Genomic DNA, 26,852 nt, shown 5'->3' with positions numbered 1-26,852 from the left:
TTTTAGGTTGGGCATTGGTATTCCGGTGCCGAGGGTTTTCCCTGATCATGGCCTTGTCGATATCCGCCATGGTCGAACGTCGTAGGTTTCAGAGGGCCGTCCTCTGCTTCACAGGCACCAACCATGACCACCACCGGCACTGTTCGTCTGCACCGCGTGATCCGTTCCACGCCCGACCGCATCTACCGCGCCTTTCTCAACCCCCAGGCCCTGGCCAAGTGGCTGCCGCCGCACGGCTTCACGGGCGAGGTGCACGCCCTCGATGCCCGCGTGGGTGGCGAATACCGCATGTCGTTCACCAACCACGGCGCGGGCGGCAGCCATTCGTTCGGCGGTACCTACCTGGAGCTGGTGCCTGGCGAGCGCCTGCGCTACAACGCGCGTTTCGACGATGCCAACCTGCCCGGCGAAATGACCACCACGGTCACGCTGGCCCCGGTGTCCTGCGGCACCGAGATGAGCGTGGTGCAGGAAGGCATCCCCGCCGTGATCCCCACCGAGGCCTGCTACCTGGGCTGGCAGGAGTCGCTGACGCTGCTGATCCAGCTGGTCGAGCCCGATATCCCGGCCGGATACTGAGCGTGCGCAGGCAAGGCAGGCACTGCTGCTTTTTGCCATACTGAGGGCGTATTGCACAGGCGCAGCCGCTGCGCCTTCCAAGGAGCCTTGGTCCATGTCCCTCGACATCTGGTTCGCCTTTGTCGCCGCCTGCGCGGTGATGCTCATCATCCCCGGGCCCACCATCCTCACCGTGATCAGCTATTCCATGGCCCACGGGCGCCGCGCCAACGTGCCGCTGGTCGCAGCCGTGGCGCTGGGCGATTCGACGGCGCTGGCGGTCTCACTGCTGGGCCTGGGCACGCTCTTGGCCACCTCGGCCTTCTGGTTCACGGTCATCAAGTGGGCCGGTGGCCTGTACCTGCTGTACCTGGGCATCAAGATGCTGCGCGCCGGCGTGGGGATGGCCGAACTGGCCGCGCCCAAAGCCCCGGGCTCGCGCTGGAAGCTGTTCGCCAACACCTACCTCGTGACCGCGCTCAACCCCAAGGGCATCGTGTTCTTCGTGGCCTTTTTGCCGCAGTTCATCCGACCCGGCGCACCGATTGCGCAGCAGCTGTGGATCCTGGCCGCGACCTTCGTCACGCTGGCGGCGCTCAATGCCACGGCCTATGCCGTGTTTGCCGGTTCGGCCAGCCAACTGCTGGCTTCGCCGCGGGCGCAGCGCCGCTTCAACCTGGCAGGGGGCTCGCTGCTCAGCGCTGCGGGCGTGTGGGCCTTGATGGCCCGCGCCCGGTTTGATGGACGGAGCTGCGCGTTTGCCTGGCGCATCCGACTTCCGGTTTGGGCTGGTGTGCGCGCAGGATCTGCCGATGCTGCAGGGCTGGCTGCTGCGGCGGCATGTGGCGCAATGGTGGGGGCCGGCCGAATCCATCGAGCAACTGCACGCGGACCATGTGGCCGGGCAGGGCGCACCCGGCGCCACGCTGGCTACATCACCTCGCTGAACGGAGAGCCTGTGGGGTTCATCCAGTCCTATGTGGCGATGGGCTCGGGCCACGGCTGGTGGGAGGATGTCACCGACCCCGGCGTGCGCGGCATCGACCAGGCCCTGGCTGAACCAGGGCATCGGCCGGGCCATGGTGCGCGCCTTCACCGACCGGCTGCTGGCCGACCCTGCCGTGAGCCTGGTCCAGACGCACCCCAGCCCCGACAATGCGCGCGCCATCCGCTGCTACGCGCAGGCCGGTTTTCGGCCGGTGGCAGAGATCACCACGCCGGATGGCGCAGCGCTGCTCATGCACTGCGTACGGAGCGGCCTGAACCGCTGAGCGGGAAGGCCATTACGGCGACAGGGTCGTTCCGGCAGATTGCTAGACGACCGGTCTAATCGGCGCACAATAGCCCCGTGACCACCGACCAACCCTCCGCCAAGACCCACATTCTTCGCTGTGGCGAGCGCCTCATTGCCACCAAGGGCTTCGTGGGCGTGGGGCTGGCCGAGATCCTGGCTGCGGCCGGCGTGCCCAAGGGCTCGTTCTACCATTACTTCAGCTCCAAGGAGCGCTTCGGCGAGGCCCTGCTGGCCAGCTACATAGAGCGCTACCTGGCCCACCTCGAGCAGATGCTGGCACCCGATGGCCAGCCAGCACGCGCACGGCTGATGCGCTACTGGGCCTACTGGAACGTATCGCAGTGCGGGGTGGACGGCCCGGCCTGCGATGCAGGGGCGGGCGAAGGCCGCAAGTGCCTGGTCGTCAAGCTCAGCGCCGAGGTGGCCGACATGTCGGACACCATGCGCATCGCCCTGCGCGATGGCACTACGCAGATCGTGGCGCGGCTCGCCCGCTGCCTGCGCGAGGCCGTTCAGGACGGTTCGGTGCCGCAGGCCACGGACCCCGAGGCCATGGCGCTCACGCTCTACGAGATGTGGCTGGGCGCCAGCCTGTTGGCCAAACTGCGGCGCGATGGCTCATCGTTCGAGCACGCGCTGCGCGCCACGAATGCCTTGCTGGGCGGCGCGGATGCCGGGCCCGTTGCTCCAGCCAGGCCGCAAGCGGCGCATGCGCAGAGGAGCCGGGCGGCGCCTCGCGGAGGCAAAGGCAAGGCGCCACGCCTGTCCGCCTGAAAGCAGTCGTGTCAGTACCGTGCCATGCCCATTTGAATTACTAGCCGACCGGTCTACTTTGATCGAATTCCTTCCCACCCTTCACCACCACAACCCCACGGAAACCCCATGCTCAACTTCGACTTCCACAACCCGACCCACATCGCCTTTGGCAAGGACCGCATCGCCGACCTGGACAAGCTGGTGCCGCCCCATGCCAAGGTGCTCATCCTGGTGGGCGGCGCCAGCGCCGAGAAGACCGGCACGCTGGCCGAGGTGCGCACGGCGCTCGGCGCGCGCCAGCACGCCACCTTCAGCGGCATCGAGCCCAACCCGAGCTACGAGACCTCGATGAAGGCCGTGTCGCAGATCCGCGAAGGCGGCTTCGACTTCCTGCTCGCGGTGGGCGGCGGCTCGGTGATCGACGCGGTGAAGTTCATCGCCGCAGCCGTGCAGTTCGAGGGCGGCGACCCCTGGGCCATCCTGGAGCAGCATGGCCGCAACGTCACCGGCGCGCTGCCCTTCGGTTCGGTGCTCACGCTGCCCGCCACGGGCTCGGAGATGAACAACGGCGGCGTCATCACGCACCGCGCCAAGGGTGCCAAGCTGGCCTTCGGCAGCAAGCACACCTACCCCGTTTTCTCGGTGCTCGACCCGACCAAGACCTACACCCTGCCGCCGCAGCAGTTGGCCAATGGCGTGGTCGATGCCTTCGTGCACACGGTGGAGCAGTACCTGACCTATCCCGTGGATGGCGCCGTGCAGGACCGTTTTGCCGAAGGCATTTTGCAGACGCTGATCGAGGTGGGCCCGCGCATTCTGGCCGCACCCGAGCCGGTGTATGCCGACCGCGCCAACCTGATGTGGACGGCCACGCTGGCACTAAACGGCCTCATCGGTGCCGGCGTGCCGCAGGACTGGGCCACGCACATGATCGGCCACGAGCTGACCGCCCTGCACGGCATCGACCATGCGCGCACACTGGCCGTGGTGCTGCCTTCTCTGCTCGACGCGCAGCGCGCGACCAAGGCCGCCAAGCTGCTGCAGTACGGCGAACGGGTCTGGGGCATCCGCACCGGCACCGACGACGAACGCATCGACGCCACGATTGCCGCCACGCGCGATTTCTTCGAGCGCATGGGCATTCCCACGCGCCTGTCGGCCTACGGCGTGGGCGCGGACAGCGTGGACAAGCTGGTGTCCCAGCTCGAAGCGCACGGCATGGTCACGCTGGGCGAGCACCGCGACGTGACACCAGCGGTGAGCCGCCGCGTGCTCGAAGCGGCACTTTGATCACTGCTTTCCATTTCCTTCACCAACTTTGAAAGCCACACCATGACGAAAAACATCCTGATGGTCCTGACCTCGCACGACCAGCTCGGCGACACCGGCAAGAAGACGGGCTTCTGGCTCGAAGAGTTTGCCGCGCCGTACTACGTGTTCAAGGACGCGGGCGTGCAGATCACGCTGGCATCGCCCAAGGGCGGCCAGCCGCCGCTGGACCCCAAGAGCGATGACCCGGGCGCGCAGACCGATGCCACGCGCCGCTTCAAGGCCGATGCCGACGCACAGAACGTGCTGGCGAACACCGTGGCGCTGGCCAGCGTGCGCGCCGAGGACTTCGACGCCGTGTTCTACCCCGGCGGCCATGGCCCGCTGTGGGACCTGGCCGAGGATGCGCTGTCCATCGCGCTGATCGAGAAGACCTTTGCGGCCGGCAAACCCCTGGCCCTGGTCTGCCACGCGCCGGGCGTGCTGCGCCATGCCAAGGCGCCCAACGGCAAGCCGCTGGTCGACGGCAAGAAGGTCACCGGCTTCACCAACACCGAGGAAGAGGCCGTGCAACTGACCAAGGTAGTCCCCTTCCTCGTGGAAGACATGCTCCAGGCCAACGGCGGCCAGTACTCCAAGGGGGCCGACTGGGCGCCCTATGTGCTGACCGATGGCAACCTGATCACGGGCCAGAACCCGGCCTCGTCGGAGCAGGGCGCACACGCCGTCCTCCAGCAACTGGGCTGAAGCCCGGCCCGGGGCTTCGGCCCCGGCCGGATCAGTGCGGCAGGATCCCCGGCAGCAGCGGCCGGGCCAGCCGTTGGCGCCACCACTTGAGCGCCTCGCCCATGTGCTCAGGCCTCCAGGCCAGCCAGAAGGTCTCGTCGGCGCGCGGCTCCTGCACCACCAGCTCCACCAGGATGCCGGTCTCCAGTTCGTGCCGCACGCACACGCGCGGCACGAAGCCATGGCCCAGGCCGGCGGCCTGGCAGGCGATCTTGGCCTGCATCGAAGGCACGGTGATGCGCCGCTGCCCCGCCAGCAGGCCCACCGTGCGGTCCGACAGCGAGCGCGCCCCGTCGCCCACCACCACGGCCGTGTGCTCCAGCAGGTCGTTGCGCGCCAGCGGGCGCTGGAGCTGCGCCAGCGGATGCGTGGCCGTCACGCAGAAGGCGAACTCCAGGCTGCCCACGGCCACGGCCTTGTAGCCGCCGCCGGCCGGGCCCTCGCCTGCCGCCACGACGATGTCGGCGCGGCCCTCGCGCAGCGACTCCCAGGTGCCGGTGAGGACCTCGCAGCCGATGCGCAGGCGCGTGCCGCAGTTCAGGTCCTCAAAGGCGCAGATGTCGTCGTTGAAGGCGCTGGTGGGGATCAGCGAGTCGTGTACCAGGCGCAGTTCGGACTCGAAGCCCGTGGCGATCTGGCGCATGCGCGATTCCAGGTGGCCGGCGGCCACCAGCAGCCAGCGCCCCTCCTTGAGCATCTCCTGCCCCGCAGGGGTCAGCGCCACGCGCGGCCCGTTGCGGGTGAACAGGGCAAAGCCCAGCTGCTCCTCCAGCTTGCCGACCGCATACGAGATGGTGGATGGCACCTTGTGCAACTGGTCCGACGCGCCCGCGAAGGAGCCGTGCCGGGCAATGGCGTCCACGAGTTCGATGGCTTCGAGGGTCAGTTTCAGCATGGCAAAACGGGTGAAATTTTCATCATCGAAATTATCGATCATAGAGCCACTGATGTTTCAACCTAGGCCCCCCTCTGCGGCGAGATACTTTCTTCACCCGAGCACTGAAGCCCTCTGAAAGCTGCCCGAAGGCAGGTCAGGAACTCAGTGTGAACCCCATCGAATCTGAAGAAAGGACATCCCCATGCTCGACATCCGCAAAGCCCACCAACGCGGCAACGCCAACCACGGCTGGCTGCATTCGCGCCATACCTTTTCGTTCGGCCACTACCGTGACCTTAAGCAGCAAGGCTTCTCGGACCTGCTGGTGATCAACGACGACCGCGTGTCCCCCGCCAAGGGCTTCGGCACCCATGGCCACCGCGACATGGAAATCTTCTCCTACGTGCTCGAAGGCGCACTGGAGCACAAGGACTCCATGGGTACGGGCTCGGTCATCCGCCCCGGCGACGTGCAGATGATGAGCGCCGGCACCGGCGTGGAGCACAGCGAGTTCAACCATTCGGCCGACACCTCTGTGCACTTCCTGCAGATCTGGATCGTGCCCGGCGTGCGCGGTGCCGCACCGCGCTACCAGCAGGTGCACTTCAGCGAGGCCGACAAGCGCGGCCGGCTGCGCCAGATCATCTCGCCCGAAGGCGCGGACGGCTCCCTGGCCGTGAACCAGGACGCCCGGGTCTATGCAGGCCTGTTCGACGGCGATGAATGGGCCACGCTGGACGTGGGTGCCGACCGCCATGTGTATGTGCACGTGGCCCGGGGCAGCCTCACGGTCAACGGCGAGCGCCTGTCCGAGGGCGATGGTGCCCGCATCCGTGAACCGAAGGAACTGCGCTTTGCCGCCGGCGAGCAGGCCGAGGTGCTGGTGTTCGACCTGCGCCCCAATGAGCTGCCCGTGATGCCCGGCTGAGTCCGATCCGTATCCCGAACCCCTTCTTTCACTTTCCAGGAGATTCCCATGACGCCCATCGCCAAGCCTACTGCTGGTTCCACGCTGCTCAACCCCAACGACCACACCCTGGTCATGATCGACTTCCAATCGCAGATGGCCTTTGCCACGCACTCCATCGATGCGATCACGCTGCGCTCCAACGCCGGCCTGGTGGCCAGCGCAGCGGCCGGCTTCAAGGTGCCGACCATCCTCACCACCGTGGCCGAAAAGAGCTTCTCGGGCCCCATGTTCGAGGAAGTCACGGCCCCTTTCCCCGGCCAGGCGCTGTTGGATCGCACCTCCATGAACACCTGGGAAGACGCCGCCGTGATAGCGCGCATCAACGCCATCGGCAAAGGCCGCATCGTGCTGGCCGGCCTGTGGACCAGCGTCTGCATCGTCGGGCCGGCCCTGTCGGCACTGGACCAGGGCTTCGAGGTCTACGTGATCGCCGACGCCAGCGGTGACATCTCCACCGAGGCCCACCACCGCGCCATGGAGCGCATGGTGCAGGCCGGTGCACGGCCCATCACCGCGCTGCAGTACCTGCTGGAGCTGCAGCGCGACTGGGCCCGCACCGACACCTATGACATGACGACGGGCATCGCGAAGAAGTTCGGCGGGGGTTACGGCTTGGGCATCACCTACGCGAAAAGCATGTTCAACGCGCACGAAGGTTGATGGGCTGCGCTTTCCCCGAGTCACCCAACAGCCCCGAGGGGTGCCCGATACTGCGGCACCTCGCCATCTCCCGCCTCTGAAGGAACCTCTCCCATGGCCCAGACCAGCACGCCCGACCTGATCCTGCACCACGGCCGCTTCACCACGCTCAACCGGGCCCAGCCCACGGCCAGCGCCGTGGCCATCGCGGGCGGCCGCTTCGCCCAGGTCGGTGCGGACCGCGAGATCCTGCCCCTGGCCGGCCCCGGCACGCGCGTCATCGACCTGCAGGGCCGCTCTGTGCTGCCCGGGCTCATCGACAACCACCTGCACATCATCCGTGGCGGCCTGAACTTCAACATGGAGCTGCGCTGGGACGGCGTGCGCAGCCTGGCCGACGCCATGGCCATGCTGCGCCGCCAGGTGGCGGTGACGCCTGCGCCGCAGTGGGTGCGCGTGGTGGGGGGCTTCACCGAACACCAGTTCGCCGAAAAGCGCCTGCCCACGATTGCCGAGCTCAATGCCGTGGCGCCCGATACGCCGGTGTTCATCCTGCACCTGTACGACCGAGCCCTGCTCAATGCCGCCGCGCTGCGCGCCGTGGGCTACACGCGCGAGACGCCCGCGCCCCCGGGCGGCGAGATCGTGCGCGACAGCGCGGGCAACCCCACTGGCCTGTTGCTGGCCAAGCCCAATGCCGCCATCCTGTACGCCACGCTGGCCAAGGGCCCGAAGCTGCCGCACGAGTACCAGGTCAATTCCACGCGCCACTTCATGCGCGAGCTCAACCGCCTGGGTGTCACGGGCGCCATCGATGCGGGCGGGGGCTTCCAGGCCTATCCTGACGACTACGCCGTGATCCAGGAACTGGCCGACGCCGACCAGCTCACCATCCGCCTGGCCTACAACCTGTTCACGCAAAAGCCCAAGCAGGAGAAAGAGGACTTCCTGCACTGGACGGCGACCTCGCAGTACAAGCAGGGCACGGATTACTTTCGCCACAACGGCGCGGGCGAGATGCTGGTGTTCTCGGCCGCCGACTTCGAGGACTTCCGCCAGCCCCGGCCCGACATGGGCCCGGAGATGGAAGACGACCTGGAGGGCGTGGTGCGCATCCTGGCGCAGAACCGCTGGCCCTGGCGCATGCATGCCACCTACGACGAAACCATCACCCGCGCGCTCGACGTGTTCGAGAAGGTGAACCGCGACACGCCGCTGGCCGGCTTGAACTGGTTCTTCGACCATGCCGAGACGATTTCGGAGCGCTCCATCGACCGCATCGCCGCACTGGGCGGAGGCGTGGCCGTGCAGCACCGCATGGCCTACCAGGGCGAGTATTTCGTCGAACGCTACGGCGCAGGCGCCGCCGAGGCCACGCCGCCCGTCAAGCGCATGCTCGAAAAAGGCGTCAAGGTCTCCGCCGGCACCGACGCCACGCGCGTGGCCTCGTACAACCCCTGGGTGTCGCTGTCCTGGCTGGTCACGGGCAAGACGGTGGGTGGCCTGCAGCTGACCCCGCAGCGCAACTGCCTGGACCGCGAAGCCGCGCTGCGCATGTGGACCGAGAACGTGACCTGGTTTTCCAACGAGGAGGGCAAGAAGGGCCGCATCGAGGTGGGCCAACTCGCCGACCTGGTGGTGCCCGACCGCGACTTCTTCGCCTGCCCCGAGTCCGACATCGCCGACACCACGGCCCTGCTCACGGTGGTGGGCGGCAAGGTGGTCTACGGCGTGGGCGAATTCGCCGCGCACGACGGTGCCGCACCGCCCCCGGCCATGCCCGACTGGTCGCCCGTGCGCACCTTCGGCGGCTACGCCGGCTGGGGCGACCAGGAAGGCGCGCCGCTGCAGGCCGTGGTGCGCCGCGCGGCGGCCGCCTGCGCCTGCGCCAACGATTGCCATGTGCATGGCCACCAGCACGCCACGGCCTGGAGCAGCCAGCTGCCGATTGCCGACCTCAAGGGCTTCTGGGGCGCTCTGGGCTGCGCCTGCTGGGCGGTGTGATGGCCGAGGCCCTTCACTCCGCAGCGACCGCACCCTGGGTGCAGTCGCTGGCCCTGCTGTGCCTGTGCGCCGCCTATCTGCAGGGCGGCCTCGCCAAGGCGCGCGATTTCGCCGGTGCCGTGGCCGAGATGCGGCACTTCGGCCTGGCGCCGGCCGCGCCGCTGGCGGCCGCCACCATCGCATTGCAACTCGGGGCCTCGGCCCTGGTGGTTTCGGGCTGGTATCGATGGCTGGGTGCCCTGGCGCTCGCGGGCTTCACGGTGCTGGCAGCATTCCTGGCCGACCGTTTCTGGCAGGCGGAGCCTGCCGAGCGCCGGCGCGCAGCCAACGCATTCTTTGAACACTGGGGTCTCGCGGGCGGTTTGGTGCTCGTGGCCTGGCACGACCTTGGAGGCCTGCATGGCACATGAACACGACCACCACCATCCTGAAACCCCAGCGCCGGCGGCAGTGCCCGCTGCGCAGTCCGGCAGCTTCGCACCGTTGCGCCTGCCGGTGTTCGCGGTGCTGTGGGCGGCCACGGTGCTGGGCAACATCGGCAGCTTCATGCGCGACGTGGCCAGCGCCTGGATGGTGACCGAGCTGTCCACCAGCCCCACGGCCGTGGCCCTGGTGCAGACGGCGGCCACGCTGCCGATCTTTCTGCTGGCGCTGCCGGCGGGCGTGCTGTCGGACATCCTGGACCGGCGGCGCTTCCTGATCGGTGTGCAGATCCTGCTGGCCGGCGTGAGCGGCGCCCTGCTGCTGCTGGCCCAGACCCACACCCTCACGGTGGAGTACCTGATCGCGCTGACCTTCCTGGGCGGCGTGGGCGCCGCCCTCATGGGGCCTACCTGGCAGTCCATCGTGCCCGAGCTGGTGCCGCGCAGCGAGCTGCGCAACGCCGTGGCGCTCAACTCGCTGGGCATCAACATCGCGCGTGCCGTGGGCCCGGCGGTGGGCGGCCTGCTGCTGGCCAGCTTCGGCGCGGCCGCGGCCTACGGCCTTGATGTGCTGAGCTATGTGTTCGTGGTGGCGGCATTGCTGTGGTGGCGCCGGCCGCCCGCTGTGGACACGGGGCGCAACGAGCAGTTCTTCGGCGCCTTCCGGGCTGGCGTGCGCTATGCCCGTGCCAGCCGCGAGCTGCACGTGGTGCTGCTGCGCGCGGCGGTGTTCTTCCTGTTCGCGAGCTCCGTGTGGGCGCTGCTGCCGCTGGTGGCCCGGCGCATGCTGGGCGGCTCTGCCGGCTTCTATGGCGTGCTGCTGGGTGCCGTGGGGGCGGGTGCCATCCTGGGCGCCGTGCTGCTGCCCCGGCTGCGCCGCCGGCTCGATACCGATGGCCTGGTGCTCACGGCTTCGCTGCTCACGGCGGCCGTGATGGGGGCGCTGACCCTGGCGCCGCCGCAATGGGCCGCCGTGGCGCTGATGATGGTGCTGGGGCTGGGCTGGATTATCGCGCTGACCACGCTCAACGGCGTGGCCCAGGCCGTGCTGCCCAACTGGGTGCGCGGGCGCGGCCTGGCCATCTACCTCATGGTGTTCAACGGCGCCATGGCCGCCGGCAGCCTGGGCTGGGGCCTGGTGGCTGGGCAGGCGGGGCTGGCCACCACCTTGCTCATCGGTGCGGTCGGGCTGGTGGTGGTGGCCTTCGTGTTCCATCGCGTGAAGCTGCCCACGGGCGAGGCGGACCTGCAGCCCTCGCGCCACTGGCCCGAGCCCCTGCTGGCCGAGCCCGTTGCGCACGACCGTGGTCCGGTGATGGTGCAGGTGGAGTACCGCATCCGCAAGGCCGACCGGCCGGCCTTCCTGCAGGCCATGCAACTGGTGGCCACGGAGCGCCGCCGTGACGGGGCCTATGCCTGGGGCGTGGCCGAGCACACGGGCGAGCCGGAGCGCGTGATCGAATGGTTCCTGGTCGAGTCCTGGGCCGAGCACCTGCGCCAGCACGACCGCGTCTCCCAGGCCGATGCCGACCTGCAGGCCCAGGCGCTGCGCTTCCATCAGGGGCCCGGCAAGCCCGTGGTGCACCACTTCCTGGCGCTGGCGCCGGGGTGAAGGTTCAGGCCACGGCGTCCGTCGCGTCCACGGCCTCCACCTCCACCAGGCAGTCGTAGAAGGTGGGGGCGCGGCCCAGGTCAGTCAGGGCCTGGCTGGTGATCTCGTTGACGTTGGTGCCGTCAAGGCCCAGCTTGCGCCACCAGATGCCCATGCCGTTGACCACGCCGGGCCGGGCGCGGCGCGACACGCTGGCGTGGCAGCGGTAGCTGCCCCGGGCATTGAACACGCGCACGATGCTGTCGTTGGCAATGCCGCGCGCCTCGGCGTCGTCGGGGTGGATTTCCAACAGCGGCCGGCCTTCGATGTCGCGCAGGCTCTTCACGTTGACGAAGCTGGAGTTCAGGAAGTTGCGCGCCGGCGGCGAGATCATGGCCAGCGGGTACTGGGCCGAGCTGCCCTGCAGCTCGTAGTTGGGCAGATGGTCGGGCAGGCCGTCCAGGCCCTGCGCGGCCAGGCGCGCGCTGTAGAACTCGCACCTGCCCGAGGGCGAGGGGAATTGCCCTTCGGCAAACGGCGCATCGGGCATGGCCAGCGTGGCAAAGCCCTGCGATTCGAGCAGTGCGAAGTCCACCGCATCGCCGAAGGCCTGGCGGCACAGCGTCTCGTCGCTGTCGGCAAAGCAGGGGTTGGTGTAGCACATGCGGGCCGCCAGGTCGCGGAAGATCTGCGCGTTCGAGCGCGCCTGGCCCAGCGGCGCGATGGCCGGCCGGTTGAGCACCACATCGGTGTGGCCGTACGACAGGTGCACGTCCCAGTGCTCGAGCTGCGTGGTGGCCGGCAAGATGTAGTCGGCGTAGTCGGCTGTATCGGTGCGAAAGTGCTCCAGCACCACGGTGAACAGGTCTTCGCGCGCAAAGCCCTGCACCACCTTGCCCGACTCGGGCGCCACGGCCACGGGGTTGCTGTTGTAGACCACCACGGCCTGCACCTCTGGGCCGAAGGCGGGCGAGGCCGGGCGCAGCAGGTCGTCGCCGATGGTGGACATGTTGATGGTGCGCGGCTGGCGGCCCGCCAGCAGGTCGGGGCGCTGCAGCACGGCGCGCTGCACTGGGTACTGGCCCGAGCTGGACAGCAGCATGCCGCCCGCGCGGTGGCGCCAGGCGCCCGTGAGCGCGGGCAGGCAGGTGACGGCGCGCACGGCATTGCCGCCGCCGCGCACGCGCTGCATGCCGTAGTTCAGGCGGATGGCGGCAGGTTGGGTGGTGCCGTAGTCCTTTGCCAGCTGGCGGATCTGCTCCACGGGCACGCCGCAGACCTCGGCCGCGCGCTCGGGCGGCCATTGCAGGGCGCGCTCGCGCAGGCCCTCCCAGCCCAGGGTGTGGCGCGCGATGTAGTCGTGGTCCAGCCAGTCGTGGGCGATCAGTTCGTGCATCAGCGCCAGGGCCAGCGCGGCATCGGTGCCGGGGCGCAGGGCGATGTGCTCGTGGCACTTGTCGGCCGTCTCGGTCTTGCGCGGGTCGATGCAGACCAGCCGCGCGCCGTTGCGCTTGGCCTGCTGGGCATAGCGCCAGAAGTGCAGGTTGCTGCCGATGGAGTTGCTGCCCCAGATCAGGATCAGCTGCGCCTCGGCGAAGAACTCCACCTTCATGCCGACCTTGCCACCCAGGGTCTGCACCAGCGCCTCGGCACCGGCCGAGGCGCAGATGGTGCGGTCCAGCAGCGAGGCACCGAGCTGGTGGAAGAAGCGCCGGTCCATGCTCTCGCCATGCACCATGCCCATGGTGCCGGCGTAGCTGTAGGGCAGGATGGCTTCGGGGTCGTGCGCGGCGATGGTGGCCAGGCGCTGTGCGATGTCGGCCAGCGCTTCGTCCCAGGTGACCGGGGTGAACTGCCCGCTGCCCTTGGGGCCGGTGCGCTTGAGGGGGGTGAGCACCCGCTCCGGGTGGTAGCTGCGCTCGGTGTAGCGCGAAACCTTGGCACACAGCACGCCATCGGTGTGTGCGTGGTCTGGGTTGCCCTGCACCCGCGTGGCTACGCCATCGACCACGGTGGTCAGCAGCGCACAGGTGTCGGGGCAGTCATGGGGGCAGGCGCCGCGCACGGCAAAGGGCACGGAATCAGTGGGGACAGAGGCCGAAATCGTGGGCATTTGGTGGGCTGGTCGTTAAACTGGCTGCGGGGCTGGAGGCTGCGCGCTCGTGGCGCGCCCTTCCAGAGGGGTCGCCTTGCGGCGATGGCAAATGGGGCGCAAAGCCCTGAAACCAGGATTTCACCATGAACCAGACTGTAGTGGGGCGCAGGCAGTTTTCGGTGGGGCTGGGCGCAGCGGCGCTTGGCGGCTTCCAGATGGCCCGGGCGCAAGGCGAAGGGCGCATTGTGCTGGGCCAGTCGGCCCCTTTCACCGGCCCGGCCGCGCAACTGGGCATCCAGTTCCACCAGGGCGCCAAGCTGTTCTTCGACCAGATCAATGCCCAGGGCGGCGTGGGCAAGCGGCAGATCGAGATCCGCACGCTCGACGATGGCTACGAGCCCGACCGCTGCGCCGAGAACACCCGAAAACTCATGGCCGACGACGTGTTTGCGCTGTTCGGCTACATCGGCACCCCCACCAGCCTGGCGGCGCTGCCGCTGTTCACCAAGGAGAAGGTGCCGTTCTTCGGCCCCTTCACGGGGGCCGAGGCGTTGCGCCAACCGTTCAACCGGCTGGTGTTCCATGTGCGGGCCTCGTACTACGACGAAACCGCACTCATCGTGCGCCAGCTCACCAACCTGGGGATCAAGAAGATCGCGGTCTTCTACCAGAACGATGCCTATGGCAAGGCCGGGCTCGACGGCGTGGTGCGTGCGCTGACCGAGCAGAAGCTGGCGCCCGCGGCCACGGCCACGGTGGAGCGCAATTCGGTGGACGTGAAGGCCGCGGTGGACAAGCTGGTGGCCGCCAAGCCCGATGCCGTGGTGCAGATCGCCGCCTATGCGGGCAGCGCCGCCTTCGTGCGCGCCGCGCGCAAGGCGGGGTTTGGCGGCACGTTCTACAACGTGTCCTTCGTGGGTACGCAGGCCTTGGCCGACGAACTGGGCAAGGACGGTGCCGGGGTGGTGGTCTCGCAGGTCATGCCCTCGCCCTACCAGCCCTCGCGCCAGATCACGCGCGAGTTTCTCGAAGCCATCAAGAAAGGTGGCGACAAGGTGCAGGCCAACTACTCCAGCATGGAGGGCTATGTCGCTGCGCGCGTCTTTGCCGAGGGCCTGCGCCAGGCCAATGGCAGCGGCAAGATCACCCGCGAAGGCCTGATCGCCGGGCTCGAAGGCCTGGGCTCGCAGGCCATCTCGGGCTTTCAGGTGTCGTACAGCGCCACGGACCATGCGGCATCGCATTTTGTGGAAATGTCGATGCTGACCGGTGATGGGCGCGTGAGGACCTGACGGCCTTCCTGTTTCAGCCGAAGGCCTTGGTGCGTGCCAGCCCCTGCATGAAGGCCTCGCAGCGGCCCAATTGCGCAAGGCTCACGAACTCATCGGGCTGGTGGGCCTGCTGGATGCTGCCAGGGCCGCACACTACCGTGGGGATGCCGGCGTTCTTGAACAGCCCCGCTTCGGTGCCGAAGGCCACCAGGGTGGTGCCTTGCTCGCCGCTGAGTTCCTGCGCCAGGCGGGTCACGGCATCGTCCTTGTTGCCCAGAAAGCTCGGGATCTCGCAGATGGTCTCGAAAGAAAAGCCCGTCTGCGGGGCCACCTTCTGCATCGCGGGTTCGAGCGAGCGCGCATAGGCCAACACCTCGGACTGCATCTGGGCGGCGTTGGCGGTGGGCAGGTCGCGGAATTCGTAGCGGAACTCGGCGTCGCGCGGCACCACGTTGTCGGCAATGCCGCCATGGAACTGGCCCACGCTGGCGGTGGAGAACGGCACGTCGAAGCCCTCGAAGCGAGGCTCGCTGCGCTCGAAGCCCTCGGCCATGTCACGCACCCGGCCGACCACGCGCGCCGCCATCTCGATGGCGTTCACCGACTGCGGCGTGAGGGACGAATGTGCCTCCTTGCCGCGCACGCAGCATTTGTAGCGGTACACACCCTTGTGCGCGATGGCCGGCACCATGCTCGTGGGCTCGCCCACGATGCAGGCTAGCGGGCGGATGCTGGCGTCGCGCAGGTCGGCGATCAGCTCCTTGACGCCGAAGCAGCCCACCTCCTCGTCGTAGCTGAAGGCAAAGTGCAGGGCAAACGGGGCGTCGCTGGCGAGGAACTGTTCGGCATGCGAGACCGCGATGCCGATGAAGGCCTTCATGTCGGCGCTGCCCCGACCGTACAGGTTGCCGTCCTTGACGAGGGCGCTCAGCGGGTCCATCGTCCAATCCTGGCCGTCCCATGGCACGGTGTCGGTGTGGCCCGAGAGGATCACCCCGGCGGGCTTGCCCTCGCCCAGCGTGGCGAACAGGTTGGCCTTGGTCTTGTCGGCGTTGTAGGTCAGGCGGCTTTTCACGCCCAGTTGGCCCAGGTGGTCGCGGATGAAGTGGATCAACTCCAGGTTGGAGTTGTGGCTCACGGTGTTCATGCGTACCAGGGATTGCGCCAGTTCGAGGGCTTGGGGTGAAATCATGAAAAGGGCTCGTGTAGTAAATAACCCGGGTTGGCACGCTGGTTGCTCTCGGGCTAGACTGTGAAATCGTAAGGACACATATCATGAACGTTATTGACTCCATCGTCACCCAGGCGGCCAGTATTGCAGCGGTGCGCCGGGACATTCACGCCCACCCCGAGCTGTGCTTCCAAGAGGTGCGCACGGCCGACGTCGTGGCCAACAAGCTCACCGAGTGGGGCATTCCCATCCACCGGGGCCTGGGCACCACGGGCGTGGTGGGCATCGTCAAGGGGCGCGACGGGGGTGCCAGCGGCCGGGCCATTGGCCTGCGCGCCGACATGGATGCGCTGCCCATGCAGGAGTTCAACACCTTTGCCCATGCCAGCAAGCACACCGGCAAGATGCACGCCTGCGGGCACGATGGCCATACCGCCATGCTGCTGGCGGCGGCGCAGCACTTCGCCAAGCACCGCAACTTCGACGGCACCGTGTACCTGATCTTCCAGCCGGCCGAAGAGGGCGGTGGCGGTGCGCGCGAGATGATCACCGACGGCCTGTTCGAACAGTTCCCCATGCAGGCGGTGTACGGCATGCACAACTGGCCCGGCATGCCCGTGGGCCAGTTCGCCGTGAGCCCCGGCCCGGTGATGGCGTCGAGCAACGAGTTCAAGATCACCATCCGCGGCAAGGGCAGCCATGCGGCGTTGCCGCACAACGGCATCGACCCGGTGCCGATCGCCTGCCAGATGGTGCAGGCCTTCCAGACCATCATCAGCCGCAACAAGAAGCCGGTGGATGCGGGTGTGATCTCGGTGACCATGGTGCACGCGGGCGAGGCCACCAACGTGGTGCCCGACAGCTGCGAGCTGCAGGGCACGGTGCGCACCTTCTCCATCGAGGTGCTGGACATGATCGAAAAGCGCATGAAGCAGGTGGCCGAGCACACCTGCGCCGCGCACGACGCCACCTGCGAGTTCCACTTTCACCGCAACTACCCGCCCACCGTGAACTCGCCGGCCGAGGCCGAGTTCGCGCGCAAGGTCATGGCCGGCATCGTGGGCGAGGCCAACGTGCTGGTGCAGGAGCCCACCATGGGCGCGGAAGACTTCGCCTTCATGCTGCAGGCCAAGCCCGGTGCCTACTGCTTCATCGCCAACGGCGACGGCGCGCACCGCGAGATGGGCCATGGCGGCGGCCCCTGCACGCTGCACAACCCGAGCTACGACTTCAACGACGACCTGATCCCGCTGGGTGCGACCTACTGGGTGAAGCTGGCCGAGGACTGGCTGGCGCAGCCTACGACGGCCTGATAGCGACACCCGTTGTCGTCTCTTTCCTGAAGCCCTGGGCGCCCTCGCGTGCCCCGGGTTTTCTTGTGTTCCCGACCCCACCCACGAAAGCAACCGCCCATGATCGGCATCGTCGACGCCTTTTCGCCCAGCTACGCCCAGGCCCGCAAGAAGTTTCTCGAGGGCGCGGCCGCAGCGGGCCTGCCCATCGAGTCGCATGCCCACCCACTCAAAGGGCGCGATGGTGAAGACCTGGCCATGGACGTGGTGCGCGACGGCCCGGCCGATGCGACCAAGCTGCTCATCGTGAGCAGCGCCTGCCACGGCGTGGAAGGCTACTGCGGCAGCGGCGTGCAGGTGTTTGCGCTGCACGACCAGGAGTGGCGCGACAAGGCGCATGCCGCGGGCGTGGCCACGCTCTACATCCATGCGCTCAACCCCTATGGCTTCTCGCACGTGCGCCGCTTCACGCACGAGAACGTGGACCTGAACCGAAACTTCCAGGATTTCAGCCAGCCCCTGCCCGTGAACGAGGCCTACCGCGAGGTGCAGCCGCTGCTGCTGCCTGAAGTGTGGCCACCGTCGGCCGACAACCTGGCGGCCGTGCAGCGGTACATAGACACCAAAGGCGAGGCATCCTGGCAGGCCGCCATCTCGCGCGGCCAGCACGAGTTTCCCGAAGGCGTGTTCTTCGGCGGCACCGAGCCCACCTGGAGCAACCGCACGCTGCGCCAGGTGCTGCGCCAGCATGGCGCCCGTGCATCGCAGATCGCCTGGATCGACCTGCACACCGGCCTGGGCCCCAGCGGCCACGGCGAACGCATCTACGCGGGCAAGGACGACGCTGCCTCGGTGGCGCGTGCCCGTGCCTGGTGGGATGGCGGCGGCGCCACGCCGGTGACCTCGATCTACGACGGCTCCTCGACCTCGGCCTTCCTCACCGGGCTGATGTGGAACGCGATCTACGACGAATGCCCGCACGCCGAGAGCACCGGCATCGCTATGGAATATGGCACCGTGCCGGTGCTCGACGTGATGAACGCGATCCGCGCCGAGCAGTGGCTCAACCTGCATCCCCGGGCGCCGGCCGAGCAGGCAAAGCAGATCAAGGCGCAGATGATGGAAGCGTTCTACACGGACACCGACGCCTGGAAGGGCCAGATCGTGAGCCAGGCGCGCCAATCGATGTTCCAAGCCGTGGACGGCTTGAGCAACTGACTTACAGGCCCAGCTCGGTCAGCCCCGGATGGTCGTCCGGGCGCCGGCCCTGGGGCCAGAAGAACAGACGGTCCGCCGCCTGGATCGGCTGGTCGTTGATGCTGGCGTGGCGCACGGCCATCAGCCCGGCGTCGTTGAACTCCCAGTTCTCGTTGCCGTGGCTGCGATACCAGTTGCCCGCGTCATCGTGCCATTCGTAGGCGAAGCGCACCCCGATGCGGTGCGAGCTGAACGCCCAGATTTCCTTGATGAGCCGGTAGTCGAGCTCGCGCGCCCACTTGCGTTCGAGGAACTGGCGCGCCGCTTCGCGCCCCACGGGAAACTCGGCGCGGTTGCGCCAGCGCGTGTCCTCGGTATAGGCCAGCACCACACGGGCCGGGTCGCGGGAGTTCCAGCCGTCTTCGGCCAGGCGGACTTTCTTGATGGCGGTTTCCAGGGAGAAAGGGGGCAGGGGCGGGCGGGATTCCATGGGCGGTACCTCGGTACGGTCAGGTCAGTTGAATGTAGACAAATCTGTCTACATCGCCATCATAAACGCATGTAGACAGATTTGTCTACAATGGCGCCATGCTGCTTGCTCCCCTCCCCGAAGTCCACGATCTGCCTGCGCGCGAGCGCCTGCTGTACACAGCGCACCGGTTGTTCTATCGCGAGGGCATCCGTGCCACCGGCATCGACAAGGTGATTGCCGAGTCCGGTGTGACCAAGGTGACCTTCTACCGGCACTTCCCGAGCAAGAACGATCTCGTCTGCGCCTACCTGGAGATGCGCCACGCCCTGTGGATGGCCTGGTTCGCCGATGCGCTGGCGCGCCATGGCAAGGCCGGCACCGGATTGGCGGCCCTGGCGCCTGCGTTGGGCGAGTGGTTCACCCGTGAGGACTTCCGGGGCTGCGCCTTCATCAACAGCGTGAGCGAACTGGGCGATACCGTGCCCGAGGTCAACGCCATCGCCCGCCGCCACAAGCAGGACATGACAGACCTGTTGGCCATGCTGTTGCCGCCATCGGCCACGCAGGCGCAGGATGCCCAGGCACTGGCCCTGGTGGTGGAGGGTGCCATCGTGCGGGCACAACTGGGTGAGCCGGTGCCCGCGGTGCTGGCCAGCGTGTCGCGCCTCTTGCCCGCATTGCAGCCCCGGCGCTGACCTACTCCAGCCGTGCGCCCTGCGAGGCGCCGTGGCCGGTATCCCGGTCGTACTGCTTCTCGCGTTCCACGTGCTCCTGCAACAGGCGGCGGCCCAGCGCGTCGGCGTTGCGTTCCAGCGTGACGCAATCGGCCGCCGCAGGCAGCCGGGCAATGCCCTGGTCGATGGCCTGGGCCGCATCCCGCCCGAACTGCGCATGCCCCTGCTCATGCTGCGCCAAGGCGCGCAGGTAGCGGTCAAAGGTGGCCTGCTGCTGCGGCGAGGCGTTGTGCAGTTCCGGCAACTGCACTTCGGTGGAAAGGCGTGTGGTGACCTCCGTGATCGCGCAGCGACCCGAGGCCTCGCGCCACCAGCGGTAGTTCCAGCGCACATTCCAGCGCGTGTAGCCATGGAAGCGGCGGCCATCCACCACGATGGGCGTGGCCGCCTGGAGTGCCTGGCGCAATGTCTGGCCGGGCTGCAATTGCACAGGGTAGGGCCGCTGCACATGCTCCTGCACCACGGCGGCGCCGGCGGTAGCTTGGAGCAGTGGCACGGCCAGCGCCAGAACGGCGAGCCCGCGCAAGGTGTCAATCTCCCCAGGGCAGCATCAGCGTGAGCAACGAGAGCTGGTCGAACTCGGGTGCGAACGCATCGATGATGAGCTGGGGCTCGGGGCACAGCGTGGTGTCGGTGATCACGCCGAACTGCACGCCGCCGCCGTAGCTCAGGATGGAGACCCCCAGGCCGATGTCCCCCGACTGCGGCACCCAGAACATGCACTGCGTGACGCGCGCGCCACACAGCGTGAGCTGCTCCTTGGGGCCGGGCACATTGGTCATGACCGCCGTGGTCTTGCGGCCAAAGAGGTTGAGCAACGCGTCCTGCGCGGGCTTGATCATCAGTCCCGCTACGGCCAGCATCGCGAACGCGAGGATGGGCTGGGTGCTGCCCTTCAGGGCATTCATGCGCCGGCGCACCTCGTAGACGCGCTCCACCGGGTTGGCGACGCCGATGGGCAGCACCAGCGGCACCAGGCCGAAGCGGTTGCCCAGCTTCCAGGCCTCCTCCATGGGGCGCAGGTTCACGGGGATCATGGCGCGGATCTCCTGGCCCGCAGGGTCGTCGCCCTGGCTGCGCAGATAGCCCCCGATGGCACCCGCCACGCAGGACATCAAGACATCGTTGATCGAGCAGTTGAGCGCCTTGCCGATGGCCTTGACCTCTTCGAGCGGGATCGGCGGGCACCACGCCACGCGCTTGGCCCGGCCGGGCTGACCTTTCAGGCGGGTGGGCGAATCGTCGGGCATCAGCGCCAGGGCGGCCGCGTCGCTCACCAGCTGGTAGGCCACGCGCGCCATGTCCATGGTGCCGGCCAGGCCGTGCTGCATGGCCTTCTCGGGGTCGCCCAGCACCTTGAACGAGCGCGCCGCGCCATCGCCCGCGAGGTCCAGCGCCTTCACGGTGAGTCCGGCCAGGGGCTTGATCAGCGCGTCGGCGATCCAGTCCTCGGCCGTCGCGGCGGCCTCGCGCTCCTTGCGGCTGCGCTTGGGGGGCTCGGAGCCGCCGTCCACGATGGACATGGTGACCGAGATCAGGGCGATGCCGTCGGCGATGCAGTGGTGGATGCGCACGATCAGCGCGCTGCCCTGCTGGCCGTCGTCGCCCGTGAAGTTCTCGACCAGGTGCATCTGCCACAGCGGGCGACGCGGGTCCAGCGGCTGCATGGCCAACTCGCCCACACGGTCCTGCAGGGCGCGCTGCATGCTCTGGCCCGGTTCCTGGGGCAGGGTCTCGCGCAGCACGTGGGCGGCAATATCGAACTGGCGGTCTTCGACCCAGGTGGCGCCGGCCGCGTCTTCGACCACGCGCTGGCGAAAGCGCGGGTACTGCAGCAGGCGCTGCTGCACGCGCTCGCACAGCGCCTCCCAGGCGATGCCGGGGGCCAGCGTCCACACGCCGTTGATCATCATCAGGTTGCTGCCCGAGTCCATGCGCAGCCAGGCCGTGTCGACCTTGCTCATGCGCTCGCCCGACAGGCCGAGCATGCCGGTGGCGGCGCGGCGCACGTTCTTTTGCACCATGCCCGCAGCCTTGCGCGCAGCGGGTGGCAAGGCCTGGGCGGCTGCTGCGGTGGTGGCCCGCGCCTTGCGGGCGACCGTGGATGCCGCGTTCAGCGAATTGGCGAGGCCCTCCGGGCGGGCGGTGGTTGGAGCAGCAATGCGGGTCACCATCGGATGTACACCTGTTGTGGTTGTTTTGGGGGCTTGCCTCTATGGATTGCACAGCGCAGGGCCTTGTGCAGACCGTAAGATACAACGCCGCAAACCATTGCCGACACCGTTCTTTCCCTCCCCCATCTTTCGAACCCCAAGGAGCAACCCCATGGCCGACCTGAACGCCGCCTTCGAAGCCGCCAAAGCCAATTCCGAGAACCTGAGCGAGCGCCCCAACAACGCCACGCTGCTCAAGATCTACGCGCTGTACAAGCAGGCCACCGTGGGCGACAACACCGAAAAGAAGCCCAGCTTCTCGGACATGGTGGGCCGCGCCAAGTGGGATGCCTGGAACGCGCTCAAGGGCACCGAGGCCGATGCCGCCAAGCAGCAGTACATCGACCTGATCACCGAGCTCAGCTGATCCGGGCCATACCCCGCGACTGACCGAGCGGCCTGCGGGCCGCTTTTTCATGGGCGTTGCGGCACGGGCTGGACGGGTCGGGGCATCAATGTTTCAATAGACAGAACCTCATTCTCTTGGGCGACTCCTTCGCGCACCCTGGTCTCCATGCCCCGCAAAGCCGTTTCCGAATCCGTTGCCGATGCCGATGCCGCCCCGGGCGGCGCGGCTGCCGTGGACCGCGCCCTGAGCCTGATGGCCGCCTTCCGCCAGGGCGACGGGCCGCTGGCCTTGACCGAGCTGGCCACGCGCACCCGGCTGTACAAGAGCACGGCACTGCGCCTCTTGGCCTCGCTCGAGCATGCGCGCTGGGTGCAGCGCCTGGACGACGGCCGCTATGCCATCGGGCCCGAGGTGGGGCGGCTGCATGCGCTGTATGCCGCCTCGTTCTCGCTCGACCGGGTGGTGCTGCCCGTGCTGCGCGAGCTGGTGGCCGCCACGGGCGAGAGCGCGGCCTACCACGTGCGCCAGGGCGATGCGCGGCTGTGCCAGTTCCGCGTGGACTCGCCGCACCCCATCCGCGACCATATCCGCGCAGGCGACCTGCTGCCGCTGGATCGGGGCACGGGCGGGCGCGTGCTGGTGGCCTTCGACGCTGCGCTGTCCAACTCGCTCGGCCGCCACGACCGCGCGCTCTACGCGCGCATCCGCGCCGACGGCCACCTGGCCAGCGTGGGCGACCGGCTCAGCGAGGTCGCGGGCATCTCGGCGCCGGTGTTTGCGGCCGATGGCACGGTGGCTGCTGCCGTCACGCTGACCATGCCGGCCCACCGCTACGACGAGCGCTACGTGAAAAGCGTGCTCGAAGCCGCACGCAGCCTGGGCGGCCAGATCGGCTGAGCACTGCCTGCCAACCGCTAGCGATAGGTCGTGAGGTGGATATTGGTCTCGGTGCCGCGGATGCCCGAAATCAGTCGGATGCGCTCGAGCACCTGCGCCAGCTCGGCCATGCTGCCCGCCTCCAGCTCGGCCAGCAGGTCCCAGCGGCCATTGGTGTCGTGCAGGGCGGCCACGCCGGGCTCGCCCAGCAGGCTGGCCACCACCTGGCGCGACTGGTTGCCTTCCACCAGCACGCCCATCCAGGCACGGATGCGGTCGGGCTCGGCCTCGGGCCGCAGCTTGACGGTGTAGCCCACGATCACCTGGCTGTCTTCGAGCTTGCGGATGCGGTTGGTCACCGTGCCGCGGGAGACACCGAGCTTGTGCGCCAGGTCGGCGACGTTCATGCGCGCATTGCCACGCAGCAGCGCAATCAGGGAGCGGTCGAGTTCATCCATGGTGGTGATGCAGAAAGTGAGCAATGGCTGCCATTTTGACAATTAACCGCGCATTTCGGTACATTTTTGCCGATTCACATTGCCTCGCGCCCGCTGGACACTGGATGCCACCGAACCGGAGACACCCCATGCGACACGACGCCACCCCCCACCACACCAGCGTATCCACCCTCTACCTGAGCGCCCCCGAAGCGGTGGAGCTGATCCGGCGCAAGGGCCTCGCGGCCTGCCTTGCTGGCATTGCCGCCAACATCACCGAGGACTTCTTGCGCTGGGAGAGCTTCGACAAGTCGGCCCGGGTGGCCAGCTACTCGCCCGATGGCGCGATCGAGCTCATGCCGATTGCCGACGACGCGACCTACACCTTCAAGTACGTCAACGGCCACCCCAAGAACACGCGCCTGGGCCTGTCCACCGTGATGGCCTTCGGCGTGCTGGCCGACGTGGCCACGGGCACGCCGCAACTGCTCAGCGAGCTGACCCTGACCACCGCCTTGCGCACGGCAGCCATGTCGGCCGTGGCGGCCAAGGCACTGGCGCGGCCCGGCAGCCGGGTGATGGCGCTGATCGGCAACGGCGCGCAGAGCGAATTCCAGGCCCTGGCCTTCCAGCATCTGGTGGGCATCACCGAAGTGCGGCTGTACGACACCGACCCTGCCGCCACCGCCAAGCTGCAGGCCAACCTGCAGCCATCGGGCCTGGTGGTCACCGTCTGCGGCAGCACGGCCGAGGCCGTGCGCGGCGCCGACATCGTGACCACGGTGACGGCCGACAAGACCCGCGCCACCATCCTCACCGCCGACATGGTGGCGCCCGGCATGCACATCAACGCCGTGGGGGGCGACTGCCCCGGCAAGACCGAGCTGCAGGCCGAGGTGCTCACGCGCGGCCGCGTGTTCGTCGAGTACCCGCCCCAGACCCGCATCGAAGGCGAGATCCAGCAGATGCCGGCCGACTTTGCCGTGACCGAGCTGTGGCAGGTGCTGGCCGGCCGCGAGGCCGGCCGCGCGAGCGATGCCGAAGTGACGATTTTCGATTCGGTGGGTTTTGCACTGGAGGACTTCTCGGCCCTGCGCTTCATGCGCGATGCGGCGCTGGAACTGGGCGTGGGCGAACGCATCCAGTTGATCCCGGATCTGGCCAACCCCAAGGACCTGTTCGGTGCCTTGCGCCAGGCCGGAGCAGGTGAGGCTGTTGTGCAGAGCGCGACGCACCGGCTTCAGGCCGTTGCCTGAAGCGACGAAAGCCTCACCAGCCCAGCGGCACCGGAGCGGATCCAGTGACCGGCAGGCTGCTCGGTGGGGTCACAGGCGAGGCTCTGTCCTGCCCCGGGGCTGTAGCTCAGTCGCGCCAGACCACGCTGCTGGCCGGATCCGCCCGCGTGGTGCGGAACTGGTTGGCCGGGTGCGCCGGGTCGGCCAGGCCGAAAGAGATGCCGCAGACGATGGTGCGGTCCTCGCCGATGCCCAGCACCTCGCGCAGCACACCGGGGTACGAGGCCAGCGCCGCCTGCGGCACCGAAGCCACGCCCAGGCTGTGCGCGGCCAGCAAAAAGTTGGCGACGTAGGCGCCGCAGTCCACCGCGCCATACACACCCAACGCCTCGTCGCTGCTCACAATGGCCACGTGCGGCGCACCGAACATGCTGAAATTTTCGGCCGCCTGGCGCGCCGATGCGGCCCGGTCACCCTTGGCAATACCCAGCGCTTCGTACAGGCCGTAGCCGCATTCGCGCCGGCGCTCCTGGTACACGCCGCGGTACTCACGCGGCCAGGGCAGGTCGGGCTCCGGCGGTGTGCTGGCAATGCGCTCCTGGAAGGCGCTGCGCAGGCGCTCCAGGGTTTCGCCGCTGGCGATGTGCACCTGCCAGGGCTGGGCGTTGCACCACGATGCCGTGCGCTGCGCCGTGGTCAGGATGCTCTCAGTGGTGGCGCGGGGCAGCGGCTCAGGCAGAAAGGCGCGGCAGCTGTAGCGCGTGTGCAGCAGGTCGCTGAACGTGTCGAACGCGGGCGCGGCCATGGAGGGCTCAGGCCTTTTTGGCTTTGGCCGGTGCCTTGGCTGCGGCCGCCTTGGCGGGTTTCGCGTCGTCGGCGGCCTTCTTTTTCGGCGCGGCCTTTTTGGCGGCGGGCGGGGGGGCGTTCAGCAGGGCATCGAGCTGCTCGCCGATCTCTGCTTCGATGCGGTCCTTGAACGCGCCGAACAGAAAGCCCAGTTGCGCCTTCATCTCGAACTGGTTGGCATCCACCAGCAGGGTGCCCTTGACCCCGGAGCGGCTGAAGTGCAGCGTGTCCTCGGTCTCGCCCTCTTCGTAGGTGCATTCCATGTCGAACTTCTCCTCGGCCTTCTCGGCCCAGGAAAAAGCGACTTTGCGGGCCTGCTTGAAGCCCAGTTGGTGTTCGCGGTGGATATGGATGTCAGGCACCGGGGGTCTCCTGGTTGGGTAGCAATTGGCGCAGCGCCTCGTGGCGCTGTGCCTGGGGTTGTTCACTCAGTACACGCACCGCATCATAGAACCGGTGCCAGTCGCGCCCCTCGCGCTCGAAGATCGCCTCGAAGGCGGGGACGAACTCGTTGTAGGCCGCCTGGGCCGCAAAGCTGGCATTGTTGGCGCTGGCTACCCAGCGGTCGTAGCCGGCCGTCTGGGCCGGCGTGGCCTGCCAGCGCTCGCGCAGGGCCGCATAGTCGGCGCGAAAGGACTGCATGGCAGCGGCCTTCTGCGCCTCCCTTTCCGGCATGCCTTCCTGGGCATAGATCCTGGCCAGGCGTTCGCGCGTGGCCTGGGTCAGCGCGCGGAACTCGCGCCGGCGCGCCTCGCTGGCCACGAAGGCGGTGCTGGCCTGGGGCGTGGCCTGCTGGGCCAGCCAGCGTGCGCTGCCCAGCCGCTCCACGGCGGTGGCAAAGGATTCATTGAACAGCGTGTCGCCCTTGGCGTAGACCACTTGGTGCGCCAGCTCGTGGAAGAGCAGGCGCACGAATTCGCCTTCGGGCCAGCCGATGAAGGTGCTCAGCAGCGGATCGCCCCCGGCCCAGTTCATGTAGCCCAGGGTGGAATAGGCGGGCACGCCATAGACCTCGACCTCCAGGCCTTCCTGCGCCAGCCGGCCGGCCTCGGCCTTCGCGTCCGCCTCGTCGAAATAGCCCCGGTAGCCGATGCAGCCCGTCACCGGGAAGCACCAGGTGTGCAGCGTCAGCGAATAGGGCGGCGCGGCGACCACGTTCCACACGGCGGCCGCGCGCTTCAAGTCCGCATAGCGGCGGTAGCTCGGGTTGTCGGGCAGGCCCAGTTCGGTCACCGCGAAGGCGCGGGCGCGTTGGGCCAGTTGCAGGCGCTCGCGCAGTGGCAGCGGGATGTCGGTGCGCGCGATCCAGTCCTCCAGCGGCTCGGCCGAGCGCATCAACTGCACATGGCCGCGCACCGATTGCCAGTAGTAGCCCAGGGCATTGCCATTGCTGGCGCAGCCGGCCAGGGCCAGGCTGGCAATGAAGGCAGACAGTGCGGCGCCAAGGCGGAGCGGGACGGAACGTGAAGCGAATGGCTGTGGCATATCCGGTGTTCAG

Annotated in this window: 26 protein-coding genes and 2 pseudogenes; 18 read left to right on the top strand and 10 right to left on the bottom strand. The window is 68.1% G+C overall.

The genetic code is table 11. The annotated features are described in order from the left end of the window. Positions 1 to 123 precede the first annotated feature (123 nt). From ACSQ9E_RS26665 to ACSQ9E_RS26640, 6 genes and pseudogenes are all read left to right on the top strand, one after another. Complete coding sequence (locus ACSQ9E_RS26665) at positions 124 to 579, top strand: SRPBCC family protein (RefSeq protein ID WP_057199831.1); 456 nt, start codon at positions 124 to 126, stop codon at positions 577 to 579. A 94-nt stretch (positions 580 to 673) separates the two neighbouring features. Beyond that, positions 674 to 1,288, top strand: a pseudogene (locus ACSQ9E_RS26660) (LysE family translocator); the annotation flags it as partial. 10 nt (positions 1,289 to 1,298) lie between these two features. After that, positions 1,299 to 1,829: pseudogene (locus ACSQ9E_RS26655) on the top strand (GNAT family N-acetyltransferase). Positions 1,830 to 1,906: 77 nt separating this feature from the next. Beyond that, complete coding sequence (locus ACSQ9E_RS26650) at positions 1,907 to 2,626, top strand: TetR/AcrR family transcriptional regulator (protein ID WP_436219631.1); 720 nt, start codon at positions 1,907 to 1,909, stop codon at positions 2,624 to 2,626. Positions 2,627 to 2,734: 108 nt separating this feature from the next. Then, positions 2,735 to 3,898, top strand: a complete 1,164-nt coding sequence (locus ACSQ9E_RS26645) for an iron-containing alcohol dehydrogenase (protein ID WP_436219630.1) — start codon at positions 2,735 to 2,737, stop codon at positions 3,896 to 3,898. A gap of 42 nt (positions 3,899 to 3,940) precedes the next feature. Beyond that, the gene (locus tag ACSQ9E_RS26640; RefSeq protein ID WP_436219629.1) at positions 3,941 to 4,624 is read left to right on the top strand and encodes a type 1 glutamine amidotransferase domain-containing protein; all 684 of its coding nucleotides are present in this window, start codon (positions 3,941 to 3,943) and stop codon (positions 4,622 to 4,624) included. 31 nt (positions 4,625 to 4,655) lie between these two features. On the opposite strand, the gene ACSQ9E_RS26635 is transcribed toward ACSQ9E_RS26640, so the two are convergent. Further along, positions 4,656 to 5,558: a LysR family transcriptional regulator gene (locus ACSQ9E_RS26635; RefSeq protein WP_436219628.1), complete on the bottom strand. Its 903-nt coding sequence runs from the start codon at positions 5,556 to 5,558 to the stop codon at positions 4,656 to 4,658. Positions 5,559 to 5,742: 184 nt separating this feature from the next. On the opposite strand from ACSQ9E_RS26635, the gene ACSQ9E_RS26630 reads away from it, so the two are divergent. From ACSQ9E_RS26630 to ACSQ9E_RS26610, 5 genes are all read left to right on the top strand, one after another. Further along, positions 5,743 to 6,468 (top strand): pirin family protein, encoded by a 726-nt coding sequence (locus ACSQ9E_RS26630; RefSeq protein WP_436219627.1) that lies wholly within the window; start codon positions 5,743 to 5,745, stop codon positions 6,466 to 6,468. A gap of 48 nt (positions 6,469 to 6,516) precedes the next feature. Next, positions 6,517 to 7,170 (top strand): hydrolase, encoded by a 654-nt coding sequence (locus ACSQ9E_RS26625; RefSeq protein ID WP_436219626.1) that lies wholly within the window; start codon positions 6,517 to 6,519, stop codon positions 7,168 to 7,170. Between the two features lie 93 nt (positions 7,171 to 7,263). After that, positions 7,264 to 9,153, top strand: coding sequence for an amidohydrolase (locus ACSQ9E_RS26620; RefSeq protein ID WP_436219625.1), 1,890 nt, complete (start codon positions 7,264 to 7,266; stop codon positions 9,151 to 9,153). Continuing rightward, entirely contained in the window at positions 9,153 to 9,563 is a 411-nt protein-coding gene (locus ACSQ9E_RS26615) for a DoxX family protein (protein WP_436219624.1), read from the top strand. The genes ACSQ9E_RS26620 and ACSQ9E_RS26615 overlap by 1 nt, the downstream gene beginning before the upstream one ends. Then, the gene (locus ACSQ9E_RS26610; protein ID WP_436219623.1) at positions 9,553 to 11,187 is read left to right on the top strand and encodes an MFS transporter; all 1,635 of its coding nucleotides are present in this window, start codon (positions 9,553 to 9,555) and stop codon (positions 11,185 to 11,187) included. Before ACSQ9E_RS26615 ends, ACSQ9E_RS26610 begins: the two co-directional genes overlap by 11 nt. A gap of 4 nt (positions 11,188 to 11,191) precedes the next feature. On the opposite strand, the gene ACSQ9E_RS26605 is transcribed toward ACSQ9E_RS26610, so the two are convergent. Continuing rightward, complete coding sequence (locus tag ACSQ9E_RS26605) at positions 11,192 to 13,279, bottom strand: molybdopterin-containing oxidoreductase family protein (RefSeq protein ID WP_436219622.1); 2,088 nt, start codon at positions 13,277 to 13,279, stop codon at positions 11,192 to 11,194. Between the two features lie 125 nt (positions 13,280 to 13,404). Between ACSQ9E_RS26605 and ACSQ9E_RS26600 the strand changes: the two genes are divergently transcribed. Then, positions 13,405 to 14,553, top strand: coding sequence for an ABC transporter substrate-binding protein (locus ACSQ9E_RS26600; RefSeq protein ID WP_436219621.1), 1,149 nt, complete (start codon positions 13,405 to 13,407; stop codon positions 14,551 to 14,553). 13 nt (positions 14,554 to 14,566) lie between these two features. Here ACSQ9E_RS26600 and argE read toward each other — a convergent pair whose 3' ends face one another. Then, positions 14,567 to 15,724, bottom strand: coding sequence for an acetylornithine deacetylase (gene argE / locus ACSQ9E_RS26595; RefSeq protein ID WP_428002709.1), 1,158 nt, complete (start codon positions 15,722 to 15,724; stop codon positions 14,567 to 14,569). An 83-nt stretch (positions 15,725 to 15,807) separates the two neighbouring features. Here argE and ACSQ9E_RS26590 point away from each other — a divergent pair, with 83 nt between their 5' ends. Together ACSQ9E_RS26590 and ACSQ9E_RS26585 are read left to right on the top strand one after the other, a co-directional pair. Then, positions 15,808 to 17,016 carry a M20 aminoacylase family protein gene (locus tag ACSQ9E_RS26590; RefSeq protein WP_428002708.1) on the top strand — a complete coding sequence of 403 codons (1,209 nt, stop codon included), beginning with the start codon at positions 15,808 to 15,810 and terminating at the stop codon, positions 17,014 to 17,016. A 99-nt stretch (positions 17,017 to 17,115) separates the two neighbouring features. Beyond that, positions 17,116 to 18,213 carry a M14 family metallopeptidase gene (locus ACSQ9E_RS26585; protein ID WP_436219620.1) on the top strand — a complete coding sequence of 366 codons (1,098 nt, stop codon included), beginning with the start codon at positions 17,116 to 17,118 and terminating at the stop codon, positions 18,211 to 18,213. Position 18,214: 1 nt separating this feature from the next. Here ACSQ9E_RS26585 and ACSQ9E_RS26580 read toward each other — a convergent pair whose 3' ends face one another. Beyond that, positions 18,215 to 18,682, bottom strand: a complete 468-nt coding sequence (locus ACSQ9E_RS26580; RefSeq protein ID WP_436219619.1) for a DUF1348 family protein — start codon at positions 18,680 to 18,682, stop codon at positions 18,215 to 18,217. Between the two features lie 98 nt (positions 18,683 to 18,780). On the opposite strand from ACSQ9E_RS26580, the gene ACSQ9E_RS26575 reads away from it, so the two are divergent. Further along, positions 18,781 to 19,359 carry a TetR/AcrR family transcriptional regulator gene (locus ACSQ9E_RS26575; RefSeq protein ID WP_436219618.1) on the top strand — a complete coding sequence of 193 codons (579 nt, stop codon included), beginning with the start codon at positions 18,781 to 18,783 and terminating at the stop codon, positions 19,357 to 19,359. A gap of 1 nt (position 19,360) precedes the next feature. On the opposite strand, the gene ACSQ9E_RS26570 is transcribed toward ACSQ9E_RS26575, so the two are convergent. Further along, positions 19,361 to 19,924: a DUF922 domain-containing Zn-dependent protease gene (locus ACSQ9E_RS26570; RefSeq protein WP_436219617.1), complete on the bottom strand. Its 564-nt coding sequence runs from the start codon at positions 19,922 to 19,924 to the stop codon at positions 19,361 to 19,363. Between the two features lie 4 nt (positions 19,925 to 19,928). Then, positions 19,929 to 21,422 (bottom strand): wax ester/triacylglycerol synthase family O-acyltransferase, encoded by a 1,494-nt coding sequence (locus tag ACSQ9E_RS26565; protein WP_436220268.1) that lies wholly within the window; start codon positions 21,420 to 21,422, stop codon positions 19,929 to 19,931. A gap of 301 nt (positions 21,423 to 21,723) precedes the next feature. On the opposite strand from ACSQ9E_RS26565, the gene ACSQ9E_RS26560 reads away from it, so the two are divergent. Both ACSQ9E_RS26560 and ACSQ9E_RS26555 read left to right on the top strand, forming a co-directional pair. Further along, positions 21,724 to 21,978, top strand: a complete 255-nt coding sequence (locus ACSQ9E_RS26560; RefSeq protein ID WP_007860945.1) for an acyl-CoA-binding protein — start codon at positions 21,724 to 21,726, stop codon at positions 21,976 to 21,978. Positions 21,979 to 22,125: 147 nt separating this feature from the next. Continuing rightward, positions 22,126 to 22,857, top strand: a complete 732-nt coding sequence (locus ACSQ9E_RS26555; RefSeq protein ID WP_436219616.1) for an IclR family transcriptional regulator — start codon at positions 22,126 to 22,128, stop codon at positions 22,855 to 22,857. Between the two features lie 17 nt (positions 22,858 to 22,874). Here the strand turns inward: ACSQ9E_RS26555 and ACSQ9E_RS26550 are convergent, their stop codons facing one another. Beyond that, positions 22,875 to 23,294: an Lrp/AsnC family transcriptional regulator gene (locus ACSQ9E_RS26550; protein WP_057200222.1), complete on the bottom strand. Its 420-nt coding sequence runs from the start codon at positions 23,292 to 23,294 to the stop codon at positions 22,875 to 22,877. A gap of 128 nt (positions 23,295 to 23,422) precedes the next feature. Here ACSQ9E_RS26550 and ACSQ9E_RS26545 point away from each other — a divergent pair, with 128 nt between their 5' ends. Further along, positions 23,423 to 24,529: an ornithine cyclodeaminase gene (locus ACSQ9E_RS26545; protein ID WP_057199849.1), complete on the top strand. Its 1,107-nt coding sequence runs from the start codon at positions 23,423 to 23,425 to the stop codon at positions 24,527 to 24,529. 106 nt (positions 24,530 to 24,635) lie between these two features. Here the strand turns inward: ACSQ9E_RS26545 and ACSQ9E_RS26540 are convergent, their stop codons facing one another. Genes ACSQ9E_RS26540 through ACSQ9E_RS26530 form a run of 3 tightly spaced genes read right to left on the bottom strand, consistent with a single transcriptional unit; the run spans position 24,636 to position 26,839 of the window. Continuing rightward, on the bottom strand, positions 24,636 to 25,313 hold the full coding sequence (locus tag ACSQ9E_RS26540; RefSeq protein WP_428002701.1) for a nitroreductase: 678 nt from the start codon (positions 25,311 to 25,313) through the stop codon (positions 24,636 to 24,638). Between the two features lie 7 nt (positions 25,314 to 25,320). After that, complete coding sequence (locus tag ACSQ9E_RS26535; protein WP_057199851.1) at positions 25,321 to 25,716, bottom strand: polyhydroxyalkanoic acid system family protein; 396 nt, start codon at positions 25,714 to 25,716, stop codon at positions 25,321 to 25,323. Beyond that, on the bottom strand, positions 25,709 to 26,839 hold the full coding sequence (locus tag ACSQ9E_RS26530; RefSeq protein ID WP_436219615.1) for an aminopeptidase: 1,131 nt from the start codon (positions 26,837 to 26,839) through the stop codon (positions 25,709 to 25,711). Before ACSQ9E_RS26530 ends, ACSQ9E_RS26535 begins: the two co-directional genes overlap by 8 nt. Between the last annotated feature and the right edge of the window lie 13 nt (positions 26,840 to 26,852).

The sequence above is a fragment of the Acidovorax sp. LjRoot118 genome (genome assembly GCF_964253575.1).
In the GTDB taxonomy this organism is placed as follows: Bacteria; Pseudomonadota; Gammaproteobacteria; order Burkholderiales; family Burkholderiaceae_C; genus Acidovorax.
Note: the sequence above shows the minus strand (reverse complement) of the source record. Positions and strands in the feature narration are given on the sequence as shown.